The sequence below is a fragment of the Shinella sp. GW821-FHT11G07 genome (assembly GCF_058808115.1).
Genome location: NZ_JBXARJ010000004.1, coordinates 252145 through 266719 on the forward strand (window position 1 = coordinate 252145; position 14575 = coordinate 266719).

The following is a 14575-nucleotide window of genomic DNA, read 5'->3' on the forward strand; positions in this document are numbered from 1 at the left end:
TCAGAAGAAGCGATAGAAAAACAGGGCTGTCTCTCGCGTGCCGGGGGACAGCCCTTTGTACAGGTACCGGTCATGGCCGCCGAGGGTAAATCCCTGGCGCATGTAGAACCGGCAGGCTGCGACATTGGTCGTCTGGGTCTCGAGCCGGATGCCGGGCAGCTCCTTCTCCTTCGCCCATGTGACCGCCTGCTGCATCAGCCGTTGTGCGGCACCGGTGCCGCGCCATTCCATGTCGACGGCAAGATCATCGATCGAGGCGAGATCGTTCCATTCGCGCGACAGCGCGATATAGCCGACGGGCACCTCGTCGCCGATGACTACAAAGAGGGCCTTGTCATCTGTCACTAGTTGCAGCGCCAGTTCCGCCGGATCGAAGCCATAGTTTTTCGGATAGGGCTCGACCGGGCGCGCATGGGCCAGCCAGTCGCCTTCAAAGGGCGGTGCGGCCTCGCGGGTGATTAGGAAGGAGAAATCGCAGGCGCCAAGCGCTGTCAGATCCTCCAGCGTGGCTGATCGAACCTTCACACGTCCTCCGGACGGTCCTTCGGGTCGAACTGGATGATGGTGATCCAGTCGGCCGTCAGCGCCGGCTTGCGCTCGTCCTCGATCTCGACCGTCACGTCGTAGCGGATCGTCACCATACCGGCACCGCGGAAGCGGGCTTCGGCGAGAACGAAGCGGCCGCGCACGCGCGCGCCGCTCTTAACCGGCGTCATGAAGCGAACTTTATCAAACCCGTAATTGATGCCCATCGTCTGTTCGACGATGCGCGGAACGCAGTCGTAGTTCATTGCCGAGAGCAGTGAGAGCGTCAGGAAGCCGTGGGCGATCGTGCCGCCGAAGGGGGTTTCCGCCGCCGCGCGCACGGGATCGGTGTGAATGAACTGATGGTCTTCCGTGGCCTCGGCAAAGCGGTCGATCATCGTCTGGTCGACGGTGAACCAACGTGACAGGCCGAGCTCCGTGCCGACGAGGGCGGCAATGTCTTTCAGGTGGATATTGTCTGGCATAGGGCTTTCCCGTCGATCGATTCGCGCCCCTTCTAGAGGGGCGGTTTGTCCGGGCAATGAAGATCAATGCTTTTCGACAAAAATCTCGACGCTGCGTGGATGAAGGAGACCAGTCGCGGGATGGTTGGCAGAAAGCAGGCTCGTCCACTCTCGCCCCTCCGGGGGCGGCAAGGCAAGAGCTTGCGCGCCATGAGTCCGGTTGATGGCGAGCGCAAGATGAACGATCCGTTGCTGCTGTAGATCAGGTGTCTTCAAAAGGGCAAGCAGGGTTCCGGCGAACGGCGCTTCCCAGTCGCCGACGGTCATCGGGCTGCCTGCCAGGGTCAGCCACTCGACATCGCCCGCGCCGCTGAGGAATGTCGTTTCGCCGAGCGCGGGAAAACGCTTGCGGATCGCCGCGAGCATGGCGGTGTGCTCGATCAGGCCTTCGTCCAGCCTGTCCCAATGCATCCAGGTGATGGCATTGTCCTGGCAATAGGCATTGTTGTTGCCCTGCTGGCTGCGCCCGCCCTCGTCGCCGGCCGTCAGCATCACCGTGCCGCGCGAGAGGAAGAGGCTGGACAGCAGCGCCTTCACATCGGCGCGGCGGGCGGACAGCACCGCGCCGTCCGTCGTCGCACCCTCGACGCCGTTGTTCCAGGAGTGGTTTTCGTTGTGGCCGTCGCGGTTGTCCTCGCCGTTCGCCTCGTTGTGTTTCACCGTATGCGAAACGAGGTCCATCAGCGTGAAGCCGTCATGGGCGGCGAGGAAATTGACGGTTCGTGTGCTGTCCCCGCCGTGGCGCGAAAAAATGTTGGAGGAGCCGGCAAAGGCCGTGACGAAGGGCCCAAGCCGATGGCTGTCGCCGCGCCAGAAAGTGCGTGTGTCGTCGCGGTAGCGGTCGTTCCATTCCAGGAAGGGGGCGGGGAAATTGCCAAGCTGGTAGCCGCCGGGGCCGATGTCCCAGGGTTCGGCGATCAGCACGCGGTTTTTCAACAGCGGGTCGGCGCAGATTTCGGACAACAGGGCGGCGTGGGCGGAAAAGCCGTCGGCCTCGCGGCCGAGGATCGTCGCGAGGTCGAAGCGGAAACCATCGACGCCGGCATGGCGCACGAAATAGCGCAGGCTGTCGAGCACGAGCTGGCGGACGACGGGGTGCTCGCCGGCGATGGTGTTGCCGCAGCCGGTGTCGTTGATCAGCTCGCCGGGCCGGCCTTCCACATGGCGGTAGTAGGTAAGGTTGTCGAGGCCGCGCATGGAGAGCGTCGCGCCGTGGCGGTCGCTCTCGCCGGAATGGTTGAAGACGAGATCGAGCACGACACCGATATTTTCCGCGCGCAGGGCCGCAACGGTCTCGGCAAGTTCCGTCATGCCGCCCGGCACGAGGCGCGGGTCGAGCGCCATCAGCGCGATCGGGTTGTAGCCCCAGCTGTTGGACAGGCCGAGCGGTGGCAGGTGGCGCTCGTCGATCCAGGCGGTGATCGGCATCAGCTCGACCGCATCGACGCCGAGGCGTTTGAGATGGGCGAGCACGGCGGGGTGGGCCAAGGCTGCGACCGTGCCGCGCATGGCCTCCGGCACGTCCGGATGCAGCATGGTGAAGCTGCGCACGGCAATTTCATAGACGAAGCCGCCGGGACGGAAGATCGGCGGTTTTACGCTGACGGGAACGTCGCGGGTGACGATGGCCTTTGGCACGATATCGGCCGTGTCCGTGCCGAAGAGTGCCAGCCGGCCATCATGCACGAAGGGGCGGTCGAGTTCCTTGGCGTAGGGATCGACCAGCAACTTTGCCGGGTCGAACCACAGGCCGTGATCCGGCGAATAGACGCCGTCCGCGCGAAAACCGTAGCGCGTGCCGGCGGTCGCACCTTCGACGAAGACCCTGTGGAAGCCGTTCTCGTCCCGCCCCATCGTGAGGCGGGCGAGTTCCGTGTTGCCGTCATCGTCGAACAGGCAAAGCTCGACGCGGCCGGCATCGTGCGAATAGACCGAGAACTCCACCCCCTCCCCGGAGAGCGTGGCGCCCGGTGCGAAGGAGGGGGCGATTGTCGTCATCTCAGGTGATCACGGTTGGCGCGTCGCGGCCGGTGCGGCTCTTGATTCCGGCGATCGTGTCGGCGACAGTGATGAGGTCGGAAAGCGCCTCCTGCGTCTCGACGTCATGGCGCGTGGCATCCGGCTCGAAGCGCTCGATGTAAACGCGCAGCGTGGCACCTGACGTGCCGGTGCCGGACAGGCGGAAGACCACGCGGGAGCCACCTTCGAAGAGGATGCGGATGCCCTGGTTCTTGCTCACCGACTGATCGACCGGGTCGTTATAGGCAAAGTCGTCGGCGGTCGCGACGGTGAGGGCACCGAAAGACTTGCCGGGGAGCGTGACGAGCTGGTCGCGCAGGTTCGCCACCAGGCCATTCGCCGCTTCCGTGTCGACTTCCTCGTAGTCGTGGCGGGAATAGTAGTTGCGGCCGTAGGTCGCCCAATGCTGCTCGACGATGTCGAGCACGCTTTCCTTGCGCACGGCGAGGATGTTGAGCCAGAGCAGCACCGCCCAGAGGCCGTCCTTCTCACGCACATGGTTGGAGCCGGTGCCCGCACTTTCCTCGCCGCAGATCGTGGCAAGGCCGGCATCGAGCAGGTTGCCGAAGAATTTCCAGCCGGTCGGTGTCTCGTAGATGCCGATGCCGAGTTTTTCGGCGACGCGGTCGGCCGCACCGGATGTCGGCATCGAGCGGGCGATGCCGGCGAGGCCCGCAGCATAGCCGGGGGCCAAATGGGCGTTGGCGGCGAGCAGCGCGAGGCTGTCGGAGGGGGTGACGAAGATGCCCTTGCCGATGATCAGGTTGCGGTCGCCGTCGCCGTCGGAGGCGGCGCCGAAGTCCGGCGCGTCGTCGGCCATCATTGCCTCGTAGAGGGCGCGGGCATGCACGAGGTTCGGGTCCGGGTGATGGCCGCCGAAATCGGGCAGCGGCATGAAGTTCAGCACCGAGCCCTTGCTCGCGCCGAGGCGGTTTTCGAGGATTTCCTTGGCATAGGGGCCGGTGACGGCGCTCATCGCGTCGAAGACGATGCGGAACCCGCCGGAGAGCAGGCCGCGGATGGCGTCGAAATCGAAAAGCTGTTCCATCAGCGCGGCGTAGTCGGCGACGGGATCGATGACGGTGACCGTCATGCCCTCGACTTCATGGCTGCCCTCAAGGTCGAGGTTGAGATCGTCGGCGTCGGCGATCTTGTAGCTGTCGATCGACAGGGTGCGGGCGAAGATCGCATCGGTGATCTTTTCCGGTGCCGGGCCGCCATTGCCGATATTGTACTTGATGCCGAAGTCTTCGGTCGGGCCGCCGGGATTGTGGCTGGCGGAGAGCACGATGCCGCCAAAGGCCTGGTATTTGCGGATGACGTTGGAGGCGGCGGGCGTGGACAGGATGCCGCCACGGCCGACGAGCACGCGGCCGAAACCGTTGGCGGCGGCCATCTTGATGGCGAGCTGGATGACTTCGCGGTTGTAGTATCGGCCGTCGCCGCCGATCACCAGGGTCTGGCCGGCAAAGCCCTCCAGCGAATCGAAGATCGACTGGATGAAGTTCTCCGCATAGTTCGCCTGCTGGAAGACGGGCACCTTCTTGCGCAGGCCGGACGTGCCGGGCTTCTGGTCGGTATAGGGCGTCGTCGAAACGGTGTTGATGGTCATGGCTTAGACTCGCGAAAGAAGGCTGGAATAGAGGTCGGCATAACGTGCGGCGCTGTTTTCCCAGGAAACGTCGGACTTCATGCCCTGGTTCTGGATGCGGCCCCAGATTTTGGGCTCGCTATAGGCCTTGAAGACCCGGCGCAGCGCGTGTTGCAGGCCCTCGGCATTGATCGGGGTGAACTGGAAGCCCGTGGCGACGCGGGCGGAGAGGGCGGCCTCGTTGGCATCGATCACGGTGTCGGCAAGGCCGCCGGTGCGCGCGACGATGGGAACGCAACCGTAGCGCAGGCCATAGAGTTGGGTGAGGCCGCAGGGCTCGAAGCGCGACGGGATGAGGATCGCGTCGGCACCGGCCTGCATGAGGTGGGACAAGGGTTCGTTATAGCCGATGACGATGCCGATGCGGCCACGATGGCGGGAGGCGGCGGCGAGCAGCGCGCCTTCGAGGCCCTGGTCACCGGAGCCGAGCACGGCAAGCTTGCCGCCCTGCTCGACGATCCAGTCGGCCGTCTCGGCGATGAGATCGATGCCCTTCTGCCAGGTGAGGCGGCTGACGACGCAGAAGATCGGGCCGGTGTCCTGTACGAGGCTGAAACGCTCGGCGAGCGCCTGCCGGTTGACGGCACGCTGCTTGAGGGAGCCGGCGGCATAGGTGCGGGCGATGTGGGTGTCCGTTTCGGGGTTCCACACCGCAGTGTCGATGCCGTTGACGAGGCCGACGAGATCGGAGGCGCGGGCATTCATCAGGCCTTCGAGGCCCATGCCGTATTCCGGTGTCATGATCTCGTGTGCATAGGTCGGGCTGACCGTGGTGATCGACCAGGCTGTGCGCAGCCCTCCCTTCAGGAAGCCGACATCGCCGTAATATTCCAGTCCATCCACGGTGAAGGCCTCCGGTGGCAGGCCGAGGTCCGGAAAAATATCGGCGCCGAACTGACCCTGGAAGGCGAGATTGTGCACGGTGATGATGGTGGGAATGTGCTGGAGACCGGTGTAGCGCATGTAAACGGCCGTCATCGCCGCCTGCCAGTCATGGGCCTGCACAATGTCCGGCTGCCAATCCGGCAAGAGCCCGCGGGCGATTTCCGCGCCCGCGAAGGAGAGCGCTGCGAAGCGGCGCCAGTTGTCGACGAAATCCTTGCCGGTGGCATCGGTATACGGCCCGCCCGGACGATCGTAGAAGCCCGGCGCATCCAGCACGAGGATGTCGAGGCCCTCATGCGTGGTGGCGAGAATGCGTGCCGGCTCGCCGAGCAGGTCGTCGAAAGTGGCGACCACCTCGACGGTGCTCAGGCGCTGCATGACGCCGGGATAGCCGGGCATCAACGTGCGCATCTGCATGCCATGCCCGGCGAGCGCGATCGGCAATGCGCCGGCGACGTCGGCGAGGCCTCCCGTCTTGATGAGCGGGAATACTTCGGATGCCACCGAAAGGATTTTCATTGGTCGACTACAGCTCCAGCTTGTCGATCATCGGTTGGGTGATGAGGCAGATGCCGTTTTCCGACCGACGGAAACGTTTGGCGTCGAGTTCCGGTTCCTCACCGACGACGAGGCCTTCCGGAATGATGACGCCGCGATCGATGACGACATTCTTGAGGTTGGCATGGCGGCCGACCATGACATTCGGCAGAACGACGGCCCCTTCAAGGCGGGCATAGGAATTGGCACGCACGCCGGTGAAGAGCAGGCTGCGGTGCAGCGTCGAGCCGGAAATGATGCAGTCGCCCGAGACCAGCGACGAGATTGCCGAACCGCGGCGGTCCTCGTCGTCATGCACGAACTTCGCCGGCGGCTTGATCTCGGCGAAAGTCCAGATCGGCCAGGTGCTATCGTAGATGTCGAGTTCGGGGGTGATGTGCGTCAGGTCGATATTGGCCTGCCAGTAGGCGTCGATCGTGCCGACGTCGCGCCAATAGGCTTCACGCTCGAAATCCGAACGCACGCAGGACTGGTTGAAGCGGTGGGCGACGGCTTTGCCGTGCTCGACGATGTAGGGGATGATGTCCTTGCCGAAGTCGCGGCTCGACGTCGGGTCGGCAGCGTCGCGGCGCAGCAATTCCATCAGGAACTTGGTGTGGAAGACGTAGATGCCCATCGAGGCCAGCGCCATTTCCGGATTGCCGGGAATGCCCGGCGGGTCGGCCGGCTTTTCCACGAAGGCGATGATCTGGTCCTTCTCGTCGACATGCATGACGCCGAAGCCGGTCGCTTCCATGCGCGGCACTTCCAGGCAGCCGATGGTGACCTGCGCGCCGGAATCGACGTGCTGCTGGAGCATCAGCTCGTAGTCCATCTTGTAGATATGGTCGCCCGCAAGGATGACCATGTATTCGACGCCGTAGTCCTCGATGATATCGATGTTCTGGTAGACCGCATCGGCCGTACCCTCGTACCACTGCGTTTCGGAAACGCGCTGGCTGGCCGGCAGGATGTCGAAGCTTTCGTTACGTTCCGGGCGGAAGAAGTTCCAGCCGCGCTGCAGGTGGCGGATCAGCGAGTGCGCCTTGTATTGTGTCGCGACGCCGATACGGCGGATACCCGAGTTCAGCGCATTGGACAGCGCGAAGTCGATGATGCGCGCCTTGCCGCCGAAATAGACGGCAGGCTTGGCGCGCCGGTCCGTCAGTTCCTTCAGGCGGCTTCCTCGACCGCCGGCAAGAACATAGGCCATCGCGTCACGGGCGAGGGGTTGAATCCGCTTTTGCTCCATAGTGTCCGTCCTCCCGACAGTCGAATTATACGTCCAGCTCCAGCATCAGCGTTGCCAAAGGCGGCAAGGTGAGCGCGGCTGAGATCGTTCCGTTGGCTTGTTTCTTGGCTTGTACTGCACCGCCGTTGCCCTTGCCGCTGCCGCCGTAGATTTCGGCATCGGTGTTGAGGATTTCCCGCCAGCGACCCTCCGCCGGAAGCGGGATCGCGTAATTCTCGCGGTAGACGGGGGTGAAGTTGGTGATGACGGCGATCGGCTTTTCGCCGGGCGCCTTGCGCAGCCAGGCAAAGACCGAGTTTTCCCGGTCGTCGGCAATCAGCCATTCGAAGCCGTCGCCTTCGCAGTCGCGGGCGTGCAACGTGGCCTTGCGGCGATAGGTGCCGTTGAGGTCGCGCACCAGCCGGCGCATGCCTTCGTGCAGCGGATATTCCAGCAAGTTCCAGTCGAGCGATCTCTCCTCGCTCCATTCCTGCCACTGCGCGAATTCCTGACCCATGAAGAGCAGCTTCTTACCGGGATACCCCCACATGAAGCCGTAATAGGCGCGAAGGTTGGCGAACTTCTGCCAGTCGTCGCCGGCCATCTTGGCGATCAGCGAGCCTTTGCCGTGCACGACCTCGTCATGCGACAGCGGCAGCACGAAGTTCTCCGTAAAGGCATAGAGCAGGCCAAAGGTCATATCGTTGTGGTGGAACTTGCGGTGCACCGATTCACGCGACAGATATTGCAGCGTGTCGTGCATGAAGCCCATGTTCCACTTGAAGCCGAAGCCGAGGCCGCCGTCATGCACCGGCGCCGACACCTTGGGCCAGGAGGTGGATTCTTCCGCGATCGTCAGGATGCCGGGATGGCCGGCATAGACGTGGCTGTTCATCGATTGCAGGAAGCGCACGGCCTCCAGGTTCTCGTTGCCGCCATATTCGTTCGGCACCCATTCGCCGTGTTTGCGCGAATAGTCGAGGTAGAGCATGGAGGCGACGGCATCGACGCGCAGGCCGTCGAGATGGAATTTTTCCGCCCAATAGAGTGCGTTGTTGATGAGGTAGGCGAGAACTTCGGCGCGGCCGAAATTGTAGATCGCGGTGTTCCAGTCGGGGTGGAAACCCTGCCGCGGGTCGGCGTGCTCGTAGAGCGCCGTGCCGTCGAACTGGCGCAGGCCATGGGCATCCGTCGGGAAGTGCGCCGGAACCCAATCGAGGATGACGCCGATACCGACCTTGTGGCAGCCGTTGACGAAGCGGGCAAAACCTTCCGGCTCGCCGAAGCGCGCTGTCGGTGAATAGAGGCCGGTCGTCTGGTAGCCCCAGGATGGATCGAACGGAAATTCGGTGATCGGCAGGAACTCGATATGGGTGAAGCCCATGTCGACGCAGTAGGGGATCAGCCGGTCGGCAAGTTCGTCCCAGGTGAGAAATTCCCCATCGCCGTGCCGCTGCCAGGACCCGGCATGCACTTCGTAAATGGAGATCGGCTGCCGGCGGGCATCCGCCGCGGCCCAATGGGCGAGATGCGCCTCGTCGTCCCATTCCTGGGCAATCGGGCCTGTCGTCATCGACGCATTGTTCGGACGCAGTTCCGAGCGGCGGGCAAAAGGGTCTGCCTTCAGCGGCAGCACTTCACCGCTCGGGCCGACGATCTCGTATTTGTAGGCATGGCCCTCGGTGATGCCGGGCAGGAAGATTTCCCAGATGCCGGTGTCGCGGCGTAGCCGCATGGCGTTCAGCCGGCCGTCCCAGTTGTTGAAATTGCCAACGACGGAGACGCGCTTGGCATTCGGCGCCCAGACAGCGAAGTGGAAGCCGTCGATGCCGTCGAGCGTCATCGGATGGGCGCCCATCTTGTCGAAGAGCCTGAGGTGCGAGCCTTCGCGGATATAGTAGTCGTCCATGGGCCCAAGCACCGGGCCGAAGCTATAGGGATCGATGACGATCCATTCGCCGCCTTCGTTGCGGGCGCGATAGCGGATCGGCTGGAACTTCTTGAGGGAAACCTCGCCAGCGAAGATGCCGGCCGGATCGACCTGCCTGAGCACGCCGATCTCCTTGCCTGCCAGGGTTTCGGCTACTGCTTCCGCCGCACCGGGAAGGAAGCAGCGGGCGATAAATTTACCCCCCGCCTCGTGAAGGCCGAGCACTGCGAACGGGTCCCAGTGCCGGCTTTCCAAAATTGCATCAATGTCCGTTTTCGCCAGAAGTTCTGACGGTTGCTCCGTCGTGCCTTTTTTCGGCGGTGCGGTCATCAGGCTCTCCAGATTTCCTTGGCGTATTGACGGATCGTACGATCGGAGGAGAACCAGCCCATGCGCGCCGTGTTGCGAATGGTCTTGGAATACCAGGAAGTCTTGTCGGCCCAGATGGTATCGACATCGCGCTGCGCCTTGGCATAGGCGTCGAAGTCGGCCGCCACCATGAACCAGTCGTGATTGTAGATGCCGTCGATGAGGCCCGTGAAGCGGTTGCGGTCATCCGGTGAGAAGACGCCGGAGGAAATGGCGGCGAGTGCCTGTGACAGCTCTTTCGACTGCTCGATGATGGCGCGCGGATTGTGCCCGTCGGCCCTGACCTTCGCCACTTCATCTGCGGTCATGCCGAAAATCACGATGTTCTCCTCGCCAACATGATCACGCATCTCGACATTGGCCCCATCGAGGGTGCCGATCGTCAGCGCTCCGTTCAACGCGAACTTCATGTTGCCGGTTCCCGACGCTTCCATGCCGGCGGTGGAAATCTGTTCCGAGAGGTCTGCGGCCGGCACCATGATCTCGGCGAGCGAGACATTGTAGTTCGGCACGAAGACGACCTTGAGCAGGCCGCGCACGGACGGGTCGTTGTTGATGACTTTCGCCACGTCGTTGGCGAGCTTGATGATCAGCTTGGCATTGTGGTAGCTCGGCGCCGCCTTGCCGGCGAACAGTTTTACGCGCGGCACCCAGTCGAGTTCCGGATGCGAGCGGATCTGGTCGTACAGCGCCACGGCCTCGATGATGTTGAGGAGCTGGCGCTTGTATTCGTGGATGCGCTTGATCTGGATGTCGAACATTGCGGCAGGATCGATGCGCACGCCCATGCGGCTGCCCACCAGATTGGCGAGACGGTTCTTGTTCTCGCGCTTGATCGCGGCGAAACGCTCCTGGAAGTCCTTCTTGTCGGCGAAGGCGTCGAGTGCCTTCAGCTGCTCGGCATCGTCCATGAAGGCGTCGCCGATCGCTTCGCGGATCAGGTTGAACAGACCGGGATTGCACTGCATCAGCCAGCGACGCGGGGTGATGCCGTTCGTCTTGTTGTTGATGCGGTCCGGGTAGAGCTTGTGCAGGTCGGCGAAGACCGTTTCCTTCATCAGCTCCGTATGCAGCGCGGACACGCCGTTGATCGAGTGCGAACCGACGAAGGCGAGGTTGCCCATGCGTACGCGGCGCTCGCCGGATTCTTCGATCAGCGAGATGCTGCGGATGCGCTGGTCTTCGAAACCCGCTTGTTTGCGGGCTTCGAGTAGAATCTTGGCGTTGATCGCATAGACGATCTGCATGTGCCGCGGCAGCAACCGTTCGAGCAGCGGTACAGGCCAGGTTTCAAGCGCTTCCGGCAACAGCGTGTGGTTGGTGTAGGAGAAGGTGCGGCGGGTGATATCCCAGGCCGCATCGAAATCCAGCCCATGCACGTCAGTGAGGAGGCGTACGAGTTCGGTGACGGAAATGGCCGGGTGCGTGTCGTTGAGCTGGATCGCGACGGCGTCCGGCAGGGACGTGAAATCCGGATATTGCTGGAGATGGCGGCGCAGGATGTCCTGCAGCGAGGCGGAGCAGAAGAAGAACTCCTGGCGCAGGCGCAGCTCCTGTCCGGCCGCCGTGGCGTCGGCCGGATAGAGAACGCGCGTCAGGCTTTCCGCCTTGTTGCTTTCCTTCAATGCCCCGATGTGGTCGCCGGCATTGAACGCGTCGAGCAGGATCGGGTCGATCGGGTTGGCGGCCCACAGGCGCAACGTATTGACACGCTTTGCCCGCCAGCCGACGGCTGGCGTGTCGAAGGCGGTGGCGATGACGCGCTCGGCCGGCTTCCAGACGAAACGCTGCTTGTCCTCGCCGATGTTGATCGTCTCGACGGCGCCGCCGAAGCCGATTTCGTAGGAGCTTTCGCGGCGTTCGAATTCCCAGGGATTGCCGTGCGCAAGCCAGGTTTCGGGCAGCTCGACCTGCCAGCCGTCCGCCATCTGCTGGCGGAAGAGGCCGTGCACGTAGCGGATGCCGTAGCCATAGGCCGGCACGTCCACCGTCGCCATGCTTTCCATGAAACAGGCAGCAAGACGGCCGAGGCCGCCATTGCCGAGCGCGGCATCGGGCTCAAGCTCCGCGATGACGTCGATATCGACACCGTGAAAGGCGAGCGCCTCGCGCATCGCGTCCATGATGCCGGTATTGGTCATCGCATCGCGCATCAGGCGACCGATCAGGAATTCCAGCGATAGATAATAGACGCGCTTTGCGCCGGTCGCGTAGGTGCGGCGGGTGCTGTCCATCCACTTGTCGGTGATGCGGTCGCGCGCGACCAGGATGGCGGCGGTCAGCCAGTCATGCGGCTTGGCGACTTTCGGGTCCTTGCCGATACGGTATTTCAGACGCTCGAGAAGCTCTGTGGCGAGCTGTTCGACGTCGGAAGATCGGAGAGCGGGAGCGAGGTCGTTGTTGGTAACCCGGTTCATCATTGGTGAACTTTGCCCCTTCGCATTCATTGCGTTCGTTTCTTGCGAAAATCACGTTTAAATCAATTTATGCATCTATCCGAAGCGCTTGCAATACGCCTTTTCAAGAAAGGGCGCATGCATTTTCAGCATGCCTGAAATACAAGAAGAATGCTAAAAGGCCCGCCGCATTTGCATGCAGCAGGCCAGTTTCTTGGCGGATTTCGTGGAGGCGTGTCGACTTACTTGGTCAGTCGCGCCATGGCTGCGGCCGTGCGGTCGCCGATCGCCTTGAAGGCGGAGACGAGGGCCGCCATGTTCGTCGCTTCGAAATAGTTCGAGCCGGTGGTCGCGCAGTACTTCAGAAGGGTCTTGCCGCGCTCCGGCGCCATGAAGGCGACGGTATAGACCTCGACCTTGGCGATGCGCGCCGCATCGCAGCTCTTCTTCGTTTCCTCGTCCGATTTCGTATTGTTGGTGGCACCCTTGTAGTGGGTGTTCGCACCGTCGGTCATGAAGACGATATAGCGTGAGGGAACCTGGCCGTTCTTGTTCTTGTGGGTCGTGGCTTCGCTCGGTTCGCTCACCTTTTCCAGGGCTTTCGCGAAGGCGCCGCTGGAATCGGTGCCGCCTAGAGGAACCTTCGGAATGGCGTTGACATAGGTGAGTGCGCCAGCTGTGCCCCACGCCAGGTCGACTGCAGCAAACATCTGGTCATTGTAGGCGACCGCCCCGGTGCGCACGAGCGTGCCCTGCGGATCCGCGGTGTTCAACTGGGTGAAAAGGCTCGCCGCCGCTGTCTTGAGGGCTGCGATCTTGGAAATGTAGCAAGGCGAGGTTTCTTTGAGGTTTTCACTGTACCAGTTCGTCTCGGTATGGTTCTGGCACTTCTTTTTCGGGTCGGCTTCCTTTTCGTCCGTGGTCCATGCCATCGAGCCGGACCGGTCGAGGGCGAGGAACATCGAAAGGGCATTCTTCGATTCCGTGGCACTTTCCGCCGAGCTCGTCGCTTTCATCGTCGTCGATGTCTGGCCGAGCAGGCGCGTGAAGGCGTTGAACTGCAGGACATATTTGGTCGAGACATCGATGCTGAACGACTTGCCGGAGCCAGACAAGGGGGTTTCCTTGATGCTGATGGTCGTGGCCGAGTCGAAATCGTTCTCGTCTTTTTTGGTCTCGCCGTCGCCGGGTATACTGCCCTTGCTGGAAATCTGCGCCTTCAGGAAGCGCATGGCGATTTCCTTCGCTTCCGCTGGGCTCTTGTTGTCGTTTGCGAGGGCGGATGCAGCGGCGAGGGCTGCCGCGTCGGTCGCGTCCTGAAGCTCGCCCCTCGTCATCACCATGTTGGTCAGGTCGATCGCCACGCCGGCGGTCGCAAGTATGACCGGCAGGAGGATTGCCGTCATCATTCCGAAATTGCCGCGACGATCCCGCGATATCCGCGACGTCCACGTCTGTTCCGCAATCTTCTTCGTCATGAGAGCTCACCCGCCATCTTCATAATGTGGCGTGAAGCTAGCAGCGAAGTGTTATTTAACGGTTCGGCCGCGTGGTATAGTTTTCGTAAAATTTTGCCGATCCCGCAGTTCCGGCGTTTGTCGTTGTTTCCAAACGGGATTTCATGCCGTCTGGCGCACCGGTATGACGTCGACGGCCTGCGTCGTCTTGTGCTGGCCGTAGCCTTTGAGGACGCCGATGACCGGCGCCACGTCGGCATAGTCGCGGCCATAGGCGACGACGATGTGGTCCGTGCCGGCGGGAATGTTGTTGGTCGGGTCGAGCTCCATCCAGCCGTTCACCCGGCCGCACCAGAAGCGCACCCAGGCATGCATAGCGTCGGCGCCCTCCAACCGCTCCTTGCCCGCTGGCGGAATGGTGCGCAGGAACCCGCTGACATAGCCGGCCGGAATTCCGAGGCTTCGGAGCGCCACGATCATCACATGGGTGAAATCCTGGCACACGCCGCGCTTCAGCTTGAAGGCCTCGCGCGGGGTGGTGTCGACATTGGTCGCCTTCGGATCGTAGGTGAAATCCTTGTGGATGCGGGCGCAGATCGCGGTCGCGATGGCGCGGATCGTCATGTCCGGCTTGGCGATGGCACGGGCGTAGTCGGCGATCCCGGGGCATTCCTTCAGGCGCGGGCTCGGCCCGGTATAATGGTGCGGCGAACCGGCATCGAGCGACCAGTAGTTGGCGATATCCTCCGGCAGGTCGGCGACGCGTGGCGAGAAATCGGCGGCCTGTTCCGGCATATCGACATGGACGCGCGCCTGCATGCGGATATCCAGCCGCTCATGCGCATTGCGAAAGAGGATCGCGCTCATCGGGTTGTCGAAGAAGTCGTTGTGATCAACCCGCTCGCCGGGACCCGGATTGACGCCGACCGTGCCGGCGACGAGCCGCTGGCGGCCGCCGATCGACAGCGGCAGCACACGCACGATGTGCCGCCCGCCGGAGACTGGCGTGTCGTAGAGATAGCTGATGGTGAGGTTGACGTCGTAGAGCATG

10 protein-coding genes are annotated in these 14575 nt (G+C 62.7%); all 10 read right to left on the reverse strand.

All coding sequences use genetic code 11. From position 1 onward, the window contains the following. Entirely contained in the window at positions 1-525 is a 525-nt protein-coding gene (locus tag AC1RT2_RS10215) for a GNAT family N-acetyltransferase (protein ID WP_493101615.1), read from the reverse strand. Further along, complete coding sequence (locus tag AC1RT2_RS10220) at positions 522-1010, reverse strand: MaoC family dehydratase (RefSeq protein WP_069061125.1); 489 nt, start codon at positions 1008-1010, stop codon at positions 522-524. The genes AC1RT2_RS10215 and AC1RT2_RS10220 overlap by 4 nt, the downstream gene beginning before the upstream one ends. 63 nt (positions 1011-1073) lie before the next feature. Beyond that, on the reverse strand, positions 1074-3047 hold the full coding sequence (gene glgX / locus AC1RT2_RS10225) for a glycogen debranching protein GlgX (protein WP_493101617.1): 1974 nt from the start codon (positions 3045-3047) through the stop codon (positions 1074-1076). A gap of 1 nt (position 3048) precedes the next feature. Then, positions 3049-4680: an alpha-D-glucose phosphate-specific phosphoglucomutase gene (locus AC1RT2_RS10230; RefSeq protein WP_493101619.1), complete on the reverse strand. Its 1632-nt coding sequence runs from the start codon at positions 4678-4680 to the stop codon at positions 3049-3051. A gap of 3 nt (positions 4681-4683) precedes the next feature. Continuing rightward, the gene (gene glgA, locus AC1RT2_RS10235; RefSeq protein WP_493101621.1) at positions 4684-6123 is read right to left on the reverse strand and encodes a glycogen synthase GlgA; all 1440 of its coding nucleotides are present in this window, start codon (positions 6121-6123) and stop codon (positions 4684-4686) included. Between the two features lie 7 nt (positions 6124-6130). Beyond that, a complete protein-coding gene (gene glgC, locus AC1RT2_RS10240; RefSeq protein ID WP_069061129.1) occupies positions 6131-7393 on the reverse strand; it encodes a glucose-1-phosphate adenylyltransferase in 1263 nt (420 codons plus the stop codon). 25 nt (positions 7394-7418) lie between these two features. Beyond that, complete coding sequence (gene glgB / locus AC1RT2_RS10245) at positions 7419-9632, reverse strand: 1,4-alpha-glucan branching protein GlgB (RefSeq protein ID WP_493101623.1); 2214 nt, start codon at positions 9630-9632, stop codon at positions 7419-7421. Further along, positions 9632-12091 (reverse strand): glycogen/starch/alpha-glucan phosphorylase, encoded by a 2460-nt coding sequence (locus tag AC1RT2_RS10250; RefSeq protein WP_150130001.1) that lies wholly within the window; start codon positions 12089-12091, stop codon positions 9632-9634. Before AC1RT2_RS10250 ends, glgB begins: the two co-directional genes overlap by 1 nt. 218 nt (positions 12092-12309) lie before the next feature. Further along, entirely contained in the window at positions 12310-13545 is a 1236-nt protein-coding gene (locus AC1RT2_RS10255) for a pilus assembly protein TadG-related protein (RefSeq protein WP_493101625.1), read from the reverse strand. A gap of 141 nt (positions 13546-13686) precedes the next feature. After that, entirely contained in the window at positions 13687-14574 is an 888-nt protein-coding gene (locus tag AC1RT2_RS10260; protein ID WP_493101820.1) for a transglutaminase family protein, read from the reverse strand. Between the last annotated feature and the right edge of the window lies 1 nt (position 14575).

What these genes read in the sequence shown, in the direction of transcription:
- AC1RT2_RS10220 (WP_069061125.1), bottom strand. Translation starts at nt 1,010, where the DNA reads ATGCCAGACAATATCCACCTGAAAGACATTGCCGCCCTCGTCGGCACG.
- glgX (WP_493101617.1), bottom strand. Translation starts at nt 3,047, where the DNA reads ATGACGACAATCGCCCCCTCCTTCGCACCGGGCGCCACGCTCTCCGGG.
- AC1RT2_RS10230 (WP_493101619.1), bottom strand. Translation starts at nt 4,680, where the DNA reads ATGACCATCAACACCGTTTCGACGACGCCCTATACCGACCAGAAGCCC.
- glgA (WP_493101621.1), bottom strand. Translation starts at nt 6,123, where the DNA reads ATGAAAATCCTTTCGGTGGCATCCGAAGTATTCCCGCTCATCAAGACG.
- glgC (WP_069061129.1), bottom strand. Translation starts at nt 7,393, where the DNA reads ATGGAGCAAAAGCGGATTCAACCCCTCGCCCGTGACGCGATGGCCTAT.
- glgB (WP_493101623.1), bottom strand. Translation starts at nt 9,632, where the DNA reads ATGACCGCACCGCCGAAAAAAGGCACGACGGAGCAACCGTCAGAACTT.
- AC1RT2_RS10250 (WP_150130001.1), bottom strand. Translation starts at nt 12,091, where the DNA reads ATGATGAACCGGGTTACCAACAACGACCTCGCTCCCGCTCTCCGATCT.
- AC1RT2_RS10255 (WP_493101625.1), bottom strand. Translation starts at nt 13,545, where the DNA reads ATGACGAAGAAGATTGCGGAACAGACGTGGACGTCGCGGATATCGCGG.
- AC1RT2_RS10260 (WP_493101820.1), bottom strand. Translation starts at nt 14,574, where the DNA reads ATGCTCTACGACGTCAACCTCACCATCAGCTATCTCTACGACACGCCA.